Source organism: Streptomyces sp. 8K308, from assembly GCF_004348315.1.
GTDB lineage: Bacteria > Actinomycetota > Actinomycetes > Streptomycetales > Streptomycetaceae > Streptomyces.
Window position 1 is genome coordinate 1 of the sequence record NZ_SMKC01000270.1, and the last position, 9,715, is coordinate 9,715.

8 protein-coding genes are annotated in these 9,715 nt (G+C 73.0%); 2 read left to right on the forward strand and 6 right to left on the reverse strand.

Annotation, left to right across the window (positions count from 1 at the left end):
* The 4 genes from E1265_RS27605 to E1265_RS27620 form a co-directional block, all read right to left on the reverse strand.
* Positions 1-1,123 (reverse strand): Gfo/Idh/MocA family oxidoreductase (locus tag E1265_RS27605; RefSeq protein WP_207931234.1); only part of this gene is annotated, 1,123 nt, incomplete at its 3' end.
* 136 nt (positions 1,124-1,259) lie between these two features.
* Entirely contained in the window at positions 1,260-2,318 is a 1,059-nt protein-coding gene (locus E1265_RS27610; RefSeq protein WP_132933716.1) for a substrate-binding domain-containing protein, read from the reverse strand.
* 114 nt (positions 2,319-2,432) lie between these two features.
* Entirely contained in the window at positions 2,433-3,428 is a 996-nt protein-coding gene (locus E1265_RS27615) for an ABC transporter permease (RefSeq protein ID WP_243741151.1), read from the reverse strand.
* 210 nt (positions 3,429-3,638) lie between these two features.
* Positions 3,639-5,174 carry a sugar ABC transporter ATP-binding protein gene (locus E1265_RS27620; RefSeq protein ID WP_132933722.1) on the reverse strand — a complete coding sequence of 512 codons (1,536 nt, stop codon included), beginning with the start codon at positions 5,172-5,174 and terminating at the stop codon, positions 3,639-3,641.
* Positions 5,175-5,398: 224 nt separating this feature from the next.
* Here E1265_RS27620 and E1265_RS27625 point away from each other — a divergent pair, with 224 nt between their 5' ends.
* A complete protein-coding gene (locus tag E1265_RS27625; protein ID WP_132933718.1) occupies positions 5,399-6,613 on the forward strand; it encodes an ROK family protein in 1,215 nt (404 codons plus the stop codon).
* A 3-nt stretch (positions 6,614-6,616) separates the two neighbouring features.
* On the opposite strand, the gene E1265_RS27630 is transcribed toward E1265_RS27625, so the two are convergent.
* Together E1265_RS27630 and E1265_RS27635 are read right to left on the reverse strand one after the other, a co-directional pair.
* Positions 6,617-7,462, reverse strand: a complete 846-nt coding sequence (locus E1265_RS27630) for an SDR family NAD(P)-dependent oxidoreductase (RefSeq protein WP_132933719.1) — start codon at positions 7,460-7,462, stop codon at positions 6,617-6,619.
* Between the two features lie 34 nt (positions 7,463-7,496).
* Entirely contained in the window at positions 7,497-8,522 is a 1,026-nt protein-coding gene (locus E1265_RS27635; RefSeq protein WP_132933720.1) for a substrate-binding domain-containing protein, read from the reverse strand.
* A 199-nt stretch (positions 8,523-8,721) separates the two neighbouring features.
* Between E1265_RS27635 and E1265_RS27640 the strand changes: the two genes are divergently transcribed.
* Positions 8,722-9,715 (forward strand): asparaginase (locus E1265_RS27640; protein WP_132933721.1); only part of this gene is annotated, 994 nt, incomplete at its 3' end.

The following is a 9,715-nucleotide window of genomic DNA, read 5'->3' on the forward strand; positions in this document are numbered from 1 at the left end:
GGGACGGGGACGGCAGGGCGGTCCAGGCGCCGCCGGCCTCGTGGGACTCCTCGACCGCGGCCAGCACCCGCTGCACCCGCAGGCCGTCCTCGAAGGACGGCGCCGGGTCGGTGCCGTCGGCGATGGCCGTCAGCAGGTCGAAGGCCTGGTGGGCGAAGGCGTGTTCGTAGCCGAGGCCGTGCCCGGGCGGCCACCAGGCCTCGATGTAGGGGTGGGTGGGTTCGGTGACCAGGATCCGGGTGAAGCCCTGGACGTTCTGGTCGGCGGTGGCGTCGTGGAAGTGGAGGACGTTGAGCTCCTCCAGGTCGAACGCCAGGCTGCCGCGGTCGCCGTTGAGCTCGATCCGCAGCGCGTTCTTGCGCCCGGTGGCGTACCTGGTGGCCTCGAAGCTGGCGAGGGCGCCGCCGGCGAGGCGGCCGAAGAAGACGGCCGCGTCGTCGACGGTGACCTCGCCCGTGCCCTCGCCGTCCGGCAGCGGGCGCTCGCGCACGAAGGTGTCGGTGACGGCGCTGACCCCGGTGACCGGCTCGCCGGTGACGTACTGCGCCAGGTCGACGGCGTGCGCGCCGATGTCGCCGAGCGCGCCCGAGCCGGCCCGCTCCTTGGACATCCGCCAGGTGTACGGCACCGACGGGTCGGTCAGCCAGTCCTGGAGGTAGCGGGCCCGCACGTGCCGCAGCCGGCCGAGCCGGCCCTCGGCCACCAGTTGGCGGGCCAGGGTGAGGGCCGGGACCCGGCGGTAGGTGAACCCGAGCATCGACCGCACCCCGCGCTCCCGCGCCTTGGCCGCCGCCTCCACCATGGCCTCGGCCTCGGCGACGGTGTTGGCCAGTGGCTTCTCGCACAGCACGTGCTTGCCGGCCTCCAGGGCGGCGATGGCGATCTCGGCGTGCGTGTCGCCCGGGGTGCAGACGTCGACGAGGTGCACGTCGTCCCGCGCCACCAGCGCCCGCCAGTCGGTCTCCACCACCGGCCAGTCGAACCGGTCGGCCAGTTCGCCGGCCGCCTCCCGGTTCCGGCCGCCGAGCGCGGCGAGCCGGGGGCGCAGCGGCGGGGAGAAGAAGCTTCTGGCGTTGCGCCAGCCCTGGGAGTGGGCCATGCCCATGAAGCCGTAGCCGACCATGCCGATACCGAGCGTGTCGCCGGCGTCCTGTGGGCCGGTGCGTGGGCGGTTGTTCGAGCTGCTGAGCGTGCTCATGCGACCTCCGTGGTCGAGGGGTGGGGACCTCCGGCTTTCCCTTGGGCCATGCCTACGGCCGTCAGGACTCGAAGCCCATCGGGAGGTACTCCTCGACGTTCTCGGCGGTCACGACGGGGGCGTCGAGCACGATGCGGCGCGGCACCTCGACCTGCACCAGGTCGGACAGGCCGCGGTCCTGGGCGATCAGCCGGGCGAGCTTGATGCCGTCACCGGCCTGGGTGGCCGGGTAGATGACGGTGGCCTCCATCTCGCCGCTCTGAATCCAGCGCATGGCGTTGGCCGAGCCGGCGCCGCCGATGAAGAAGAACTCGTCGCGGCCGGCGTTGTCGAAGGCGGCCTTGACGCCCACGCCCTGGTCGTCGTCGTGGTTCCAGATGATGTCGATCTCGCTCGCCGCCTGGAGCAGGTTGGAGGCGGCCTCCTCGCCCGACTCGACGGTGAACTCGGCGGCGACCCGGTTGTCGACGTTCTGCCCGCAGACCTCGAGCGCGTCCGCGAAGCCCTGGGAGCGCTCCTGGGTGAGCGGCAGCGAGTCGATGCCCGCGATCTCGGCGATGACGGCGTCGTCGCCCAGGTTGTTCTCCTCGACCAGCCGGCAGGCGTACTCGCCGGCGGAGACGCCCATGCCGTAGTTGTCGCCGAGGATGGTGGTGCGGGCGGCGGCGTCGTCGGAGAACTCGCGGTCCACGTTGACCACCGGTATGCCGGCCTCCATGGCCTGCGTGGCCACCTGGGTGAGCGCGGCGCCGTCGGTGGGCAGCAGCACGATGGCGTCGACGCCGTCGTTGATGAAGGTCTCGATGTGGCTGATCTGGGTGCTCGGGTCGTTGGTGCCCTCGGCCATCCGCAGCTCGACGTCGGAGTACTGCTCGGCGGTCTGCTCCGCGAAGCTGTTGATGGCCGCCAGCCAACCGTGGTCGGCCTGGGGCCCGGAGAAGCCGATCACGACGTTCTCGCCGGGTTCGTCGTTGGAGCTGGCGGCGTTCTGCTGGCCGCCGTCGGTCTCCTCCTCGCTTTCCTCGGGGGTGTTGCTGGTACAGGCGGCGAGCAGGCTGACCGCGGCCAGGCCGACGCCGACCCGGGTGAACATCCGCCGACGGGTGCTGTTTCTGGGCATGACTGTCTCCGGTGAGAGCTGAGGAGGGTGACGTAAGAGAAGGGGTGGTGCGGCTCGGGTGTCGCGGCCGAAGGCGCGCGTGCCCGGCCGGGGGCGCCGGGCACGCGCACCGCTTCAGGGTTTGCTGCCGCGCGCGGCGACGCGCTGCTGGAGCAGCACCGCGGCGACGATGATCGCCCCCTTGGCGACGGCCTGCGCGGAGCTGTCGAGGTTGTTGAGGATGAACACGTTGGTGAGCGTGGTGAAGATCAGCACGCCGAAGACGGTGCCGACGATGGTTCCCCGACCGCCGCTGAGCAGGGTGCCGCCGATCACCACGGCCGCGATGGCGTCCAGCTCCAACAGGCCGCCGTGGGTGGAGGTGCCGGCGGTGGTGCGGGCCAGGAGCATCACCGCGGCCAGGCCGCAGGCGAGGCCGACCAGCAGGTAGAGGATGGCGCTGTGCCGGCGGACGTCGATGCCGGCGAGCCGGGCCGCCTCCGGGTTGCCGCCGACCGCGAGGGTGCGGCGGCCGAAGGTGGTGCGGTTGAGCAGCACCCAGCCGCCCGCCGCGGTCAGCGCGAAGATGATCACCAGGACCGGGACGCCGAGGACCTCGGCGCCGAAGAAGTCGACGAGCCCGGTCTCGGTCACCACCTGGGTCTGCCGGTCCGAGATGAGCTCGGCGAGGCCGCGCGCCGCCGCCATCATGGCCAGCGTCGCGATGAACGGCGCCATCCGGCCGTAGGCGATCAGCAGACCGTTGATCAGGCCCGCGCCGGCGCCCACCAGCAGGGCCGTGGTGACCATGACGATCCAGTGGAAGTCGGCCGCCATCTGCTGGGTGGCCAACGTGGTCGCCCAGACGGACGCCAGCGCCATCACCGCGCCCACGGACAGGTCGATGCCGCCGCCGGTGATGACGAACGTCATGGCGACGCTGACCACGCCGACCACCGACGCCAGGCGCAGGATCGTCATCATGTTGTCGAAGGTGGCGAACCGGTCCCCCGCGGTCGCGGCGCCGATCACGCACAGCAGGAGCAGGGCTATCACCAGGCCCAGGTTGCGGCCCGCCGGGCTGGAGAGCAGCGCGCCGACCCGCGCGGCGCCCTGCGGCGCGACCCGCACGGCGTCGCCGGGCCGCTTCTCGGCTTGTGTCTGAGCGCTCACTGTGAACTCTCCTCGTTGGCTTCTCTGTTGCCACGACGGGTCGGGGCGCCGCCGAATCGAAGCGGACTTCGCCCGACCTGCTGGGCAGCACTCTCTCCGTCGCTCACCTGTCGTCCCCTCACCGTGGCGACTCGTTCCTTCGGAGCCTCCGCGCCAGCGGGATCACGCTCACCCCGCTTCCTCGATTCCACCGGGCTCCGCGCCGGCGGTTGACGCGGCGACCGGTTGGCCCTGCAACACCAGGTCGAGGACCCGGTGTTCGTCGATGTCCTCAGCGGCCGACTCGGCGACGATCCGGCCGTCGGAGATCACGAGCACCCGGTCGGAGAGGCCGATGACCTCCTCGATCTCGCTGGAGACCAGGACCACGCCGATGCCCTGGTTGGCGAGGTCGCGGATGAGGGCGTAGATCTCGGCGCGGGCGCCGACGTCCACGCCGCGGCTCGGCTCGTCGAGCAGCAGCACCTTGCAACCGCGCAGCAGCCAGCGGGCCAGCACGACCTTCTGCTGGTTGCCGCCGGAGAGGTTGCCGACCGGGCGGTTGACGCCGGCGGGCCGCACGTCGAGCGCCTCGGTGTGCTCGGTCGCCTCGCGCCGCTCCCGCGTGTTGTCCATGAAGCCGGCGCGGTGGAAGCGGGCTAGGCTGGCGAGCGTGATGTTGCGGTAGACGGCGTCGCCGAGGATCAGCGCCTGGCTCTTGCGCTCCTCGGGGCAGAAGCCGAGCCCGGCGGCCATCGCGGCGCCGACCCGGCCGGGGCGCAGCGTCCGGCCCGCGACGCGCACGGTGCCGACGGCGGCCTTGCGGGCGCCGTAGACGGTCTCCAGAATCTCGGAGCGCCCGGAGCCGACGAGCCCGGCGAGGCCGAGGATCTCGCCCGGCCGGACGCTGAACCCGATGTCGGAGAACTCGCCCTTCCTGCCGAGCCCCTCGACCTGGAGCACCGGTTCGGCCGGCACGGCATCCGCGCCGGCGCGGGCCGGGAAGACGTACTCGATGGACCGGCCGGTCATCAGGCGGATGATCTCCACGGTCGGGGTGTCGGCCGCCGGCAGTCCCGAGGCCGCGGTGCGGCCGTCCTTGAGCACGGTGATCCGGTCGCCGATCCGCCGGATCTCCTCGAGCCGGTGGGAGATGTAGATGATCGCGATGCCCTGCGCCGCGAGGTCGGCGATCACCGTGAAGAGGCGGTTGACCTCCTCCTGGTCGAGGACGGCCGAGGGCTCGTCCATCACGATCAGCCGGGCGTCGTGCGACAGGGCGCGGGCCATGCTGACGATCTGCTTGCCGGCCGCGGAGAGCGAGCCGACCTCCTGGGTCGGGGACATCTCGGGGTGGCCGAGGCGCCGCAGCAGCTCACCGGTGGCGGCGTTGATCTCGCCGCGCGAGGTGAAACCCCACTGGGCGCGCTCGTGGCCGAGGTAGACGTTCTCGGCCACCGACAGGCCGTCCACCAGGTCGAGCTCCTGGTAGATGGTCGCGATGCCACGGCTCAGGGCGGCCATCGGGCGCGGGAAGCGGACCTCCTCGCCGCGCCACACGATCCGACCGCCGTCGGGCTGGTGGGCGCCGGCCAGGACCTTGATGAGCGTGGACTTGCCTGCGCCGTTCTGGCCGAGGAGGCAGTGCACCTCGCCCGGCAGGACGTCCATGTCGATGCCGTCGAGGGCTTTCACGCCGGGGAAGTGCTTGACGATGCCGTGCATCGCCAGCAGCGGTTCACGTACGTCCTCCGCCGCCGACGGGCCGGACGTCGTCGTCTTCGGGGGGCCAGTCATGGGCGACAAGGTAGGAAGGCTTTTGCCGGACGTCAATAGAAAGCACAGTGGTTTGTGGTGGAAACGCGGGCGGTAGCTGAACTAAGCCCCCTACGTTGTATCGTTGACCACGCACTTAAGCCCGCAGACGCGACAGAAGGGCAGGGCCCACCATGGCGGAGAACGGCTCCCTCCCCGCCGGACAGGCGGCGGGCACGGCCGCGCTGCTCTGGCTGGTGCGGGACGGCCGGCCGCGGACCCGCGCCGAGTTGGTCGCGGAGACCGGCATGGGGCGTTCGACCATCGCCGAGCGCGTCGACACGCTGCTCGGCTCCGGGCTGCTCACCCAGACCGACAACGCGCCCTCCACCGGCGGCCGGCCGCCCTCCACCTTCGTCTTCAACGCCGCCGCCCGCGTCGTGCTGGCCGCCGACATCGGCGCCACCCACGCCAAGACCGCGATCACCGACCTGTCGGGCACCGTACTGGCCGAGGAGGACCTGGCGCTCGACATCGCCGCCGGCCCCGAGACGGTCCTCAAGCAGGTCAGCGAGCACGGCGACGGGCTGCTTGCCAGGGCCGGGCGCACCCGCGCCGACCTGCTCGGCATCGGCCTCGGCCTGCCGGGCCCCGTCGAGCACGCCTCGGGCAAGCCCACCAACCCGCCGATCATGCCCGGCTGGGACGGCTTCGACGTCCCCGGCTACGTGGAGGAGCTCGTCGGCACCCCGGTGCTGGTCGACAACGACGTGAACCTCATGGCGCTCGGCGAGCACCGCACCCAGTGGCACGACCAGCAGCACATGATCTTCGTCAAGATCGCCACCGGCATCGGCAGCGGCCTGATCGCCGACGGCCGACTGCACCGCGGCTCCCAGGGCGCCGCCGGCGACATGGGCCACGTCCAGCTCCCGCACGAGGCCGACGTGCCGTGCCGCTGCGGAAACACCGGCTGCCTGGAGGCCGTCGCCAGCGGCGCCGCGCTCGCTACCCGGCTCGCCGAGCTCGGCATGGAGGCCCGCAACAGCGCCGACGTGGTGACCCTGGCGCGCAACGGCTCGGTCACCACCCTCAAGCTGGTGCGCCAGGCCGGCCGCCACATCGGCGAGGTGCTGGCCACCGCCGTCAGCTTCTTCAACCCCTCGGTGATCGTCATCGGCGGCGCGCTCTCCCAGGCCGGCGAGCACCTGATCGCCGGCATCCGCGAGGTCGTCTACCAGCGCTCACTGCCGCTCGCCACCCAGGACCTGCGCATCGTCCAGTCCCGCGCCGGCGAGCGCGCCGGCGTCTATGGCGCCGCCGCGATGGTCGTCGAGCACGCCTTCGCGCCCGCCCATCTCCCCCGCTACCTGATCGCCCCCGAGGCGGCCGACCAGGTCACGGCCTGACGGTCAGGCTGGGCTCGGGGCCCCGGTGAGCTCCACGCTCCGGTCCCACAACCGCCGCCGCGCGTCGGCGTCGTACGCCTGGGCTTCGGCCTGGCTCTCCCGGGTGCGGTCGTAGAACCGGCCGGTGGTCGTGGCGAGTTCGGGGGCGACCACGAGGCGGCGGGTGGCGGCCACGCCCTCCTCGAGCGTGTCGACGCTGTGGCCGAGATCGGCCAGAACCATCTTCGTCGGCATGTACGTGGCGGGGTGCAGGCTGTTGACCGTCACCTCCTCGGCGGGCAGCAGGGCCGCGAGTTCGAAGCCGAACATGATCTGGGCCAGCTTGCTCTGGCGGTAGGCCCGCCAGCCGTCGTAGCCGCGCTCCAGCATCAGGTCGTCGAAGTCGATCGGCTGCTGGCCCAGGGACGCCACGTTGACCACCCGGGCCGGCGCCGACGCCCGCAGCAGCGGCAGGAGTTCGAGGGTGAGGAGGAATCCGGCCAGGTGGTTGACGGCCAGCCGCAGCTCGTGGCCGTCCACGCTGGTGCGGCGGGTGCGGCCGTCCGGCTCGCCGCCGCCGACGCCGGCGTTGTTCACCAGGACGTCGAGCCGCTCCGTCGTCGCGCGGACCTCGGCGGCCATGCGGCGGACCTGGGCGAGCTCGGCGAAGTCCGCGACGACGGTCCGCGGCGCGGCAGCGCCGCCCGCCATGAGTTCGGCGGCGAGGCGGTCGAGCCGCTCCCGGCTGCGGCCGTGCAGGATCAGCTCGGCGCCGCCGGTGGCCGCCAAGTCGTGGGCCAGGGCCCGGCCGAGGCCGTCGGTGGCTCCGGTGATGAGGATGGCGCGGGACGCGCCGCCGGTCGTGGTCACGGGTGGACCTCCCGTTCGATGAAGAGACTGTGGGTCAGCCGGTCGTGGAGGCGCGGATCTTTAGCGTGGGGGCGAGGCGCTCCGACTCCGCCGGCTCGCCGGCGATCAACCGGGCCAGCAGTTCCAGCGCCCGGCGGCCCATCTCGTGCATCGGTGAGCGCACGCTGGTGAGCGGAACCGGCAACTCGGCGGCCAACGGTGTGTCGTTGAAGCCCACCACCGCCACGTCGGAGCCGACCTGACGGCCGTGGTCCCGCAGCGCGCCCATGGCGCCGATCGCGGCGAAGTCGTTGGCCGCGAAGATCGCGGTGGGCGCGGGGCCGGGAAGCGCCAGCAGCCGCTCGGCGGCCTCCCGGCCGCCGGCCGCGTCGAACGGCGAGTGCACCACGTGCTCCGGTCGCACCGCCACGCCCGCCTCCCGGCACACCTCGACGAAGCCGGCCGTGCGGTCGATGCCGGTGCTCGCGTAGCGCTCGCCGGCGAGCACGGCCAGCCGCCGGTGCCCGAGGGAGAGCAGGTGCTCGGCCGCGAGACGCCCGCCGAGACGGTCGTCGCAGGTGACCGCGACATGGTCGGCGACATGCCGGCTGACCAACACGAACGGCACCCCCCTGGCCGCCGTCTCGGCGAGGAAGGCGCCGTCCGCGTGCGCGTCGCCGAAGATCATGCCGTCCACCCTGCGCGCCAGCACCATCTCCGTGTGCTCACGCTGGAGTTGCGGCTGGTCGCGGGTGTTGGTGACGAAGGTCGACAGGCCGCGCTCCGAGGCGGCCTCCTCGATCCCCTCGTAGATGGTGGCCAGCACCAGGTCGGACAGCCGCGGGACCAGCACCCCGACCAGATTGCTGCGCTGGGTGCGCAGGCTGGTGGCATGCGGGTTGGGCTGGTAGCCGAGCCGGTCGGCGAGCTCCCTGACCCGGGCGATGGTGGCCGGCGAGGCGGCCCTGCGGCCCTCGTCCGGCTTGGCGTGCAGGACCCGGGAGACGGTCGACACGTGCAGCCCCAGCTCGTCGGCCAGCGTCCGCAGGGTGACCTGGGGCCGGTGCGGGTCCGTGGCCATGGCTGATCGTGCCTCCGCTACTGGGATCACCGACGCCGGGCGGGCGCGCCAGATGCCCAGGCGTTCACTCGGGGGACGGCGCTTTCCCGCGATCGTAACAGCGGGGTAATTGACCGCGACAGGAAGCCCGTGCACACTGACCCAATCGATTGGGCCAATCGATTGGCCAAACTGCTCGCCCAACCTCGGGAGGCGCCCAGTGCGCAGGGTCGTAGTCCTCACCACCGGCGGAACCATCGCCTCGCGCCCGGACCGGCGTGGCGCGAGCCGGGCCGTGGACGGTGCCGGGACGCTGCTGGCCCGACTCGCCGGCGAGCCCGGCGTGCCGGTCGAGGGCGTCGACATCCTGCGCGTCGGCAGCTACCTCCTCGCCCCCACCGACATGGCGGGGATCGTCACCCGCGCCCACGAGGCGCTTGCCGACCCCGAGGTGCTCGGGGTGGTCGTCACCCACGGCACCGACGCCCTGGAGGAGACCGCCTTCCTGGCCGACCTCGTGCACGACGCCCCCCGGCCCGTCGTCTTCACTGGCGCGCAGCGGGACGCCAGCGCCGTCGACACCGACGGGCCGCGCAACCTCGCGGACGCCATCAGCGTCGCCGCCGCGCCGGAGGCCGCCGGTCTTGGCGCCCTGGTGGTCTTCGACGGCCGGATCTATCCGGCGCGCGGGACCCGCAAGACCCACACCCTGGCCCCGGCCGCCTTCGCCGCCCCCGACTCGGGCCCGGTCGGCCTGGTGCGCGACGGGGCGGTGACCCTGACGGCCCGGCCCGTCCGGCTCCCCGTGCTGCCGCTGGCCGAACTCGACCTGGACGGCGTGCGGGTGGACATCGTGCCCTGCTACCCCGGCGCGGACACCGTGGCCCTGGACGCGGTCACCGCCGCCGGCGCCCAGGGGGTGGTGCTCGAGGCCACCGGAGCCGGCAACGCCAACCACGCCGTCTGCGCGGCCGTCGCCCGGCTGACCGCCGCCGGCGTCGTCGTCGGCCTCTCCACCCGCGTGCACGCGGGACCGGTGGCGGCGCTCTACGGAAACGGCGGCGGCGTGGACCTGATCGAGGCCGGCGCCGTCCCGCTGGGCAGCCTGCGCCCCGCCCAGGCCCGCATCCTGCTCCTCGCCCTGCTGGCCCGCGACCGCGACCCGGCGCGCGCCACCCGCGACCTGCCGCTGCTGGCCGGCACCTCCCCCGGCC

What these genes read in the sequence shown, in the direction of transcription:
- E1265_RS27610 (WP_132933716.1), bottom strand. Translation starts at nt 2,318, where the DNA reads ATGCCCAGAAACAGCACCCGTCGGCGGATGTTCACCCGGGTCGGCGTC.
- E1265_RS27620 (WP_132933722.1), bottom strand. Translation starts at nt 5,174, where the DNA reads ATGCACGGCATCGTCAAGCACTTCCCCGGCGTGAAAGCCCTCGACGGC.
- E1265_RS27625 (WP_132933718.1), top strand. Translation starts at nt 5,399, where the DNA reads ATGGCGGAGAACGGCTCCCTCCCCGCCGGACAGGCGGCGGGCACGGCC.
- E1265_RS27635 (WP_132933720.1), bottom strand. Translation starts at nt 8,522, where the DNA reads ATGGCCACGGACCCGCACCGGCCCCAGGTCACCCTGCGGACGCTGGCC.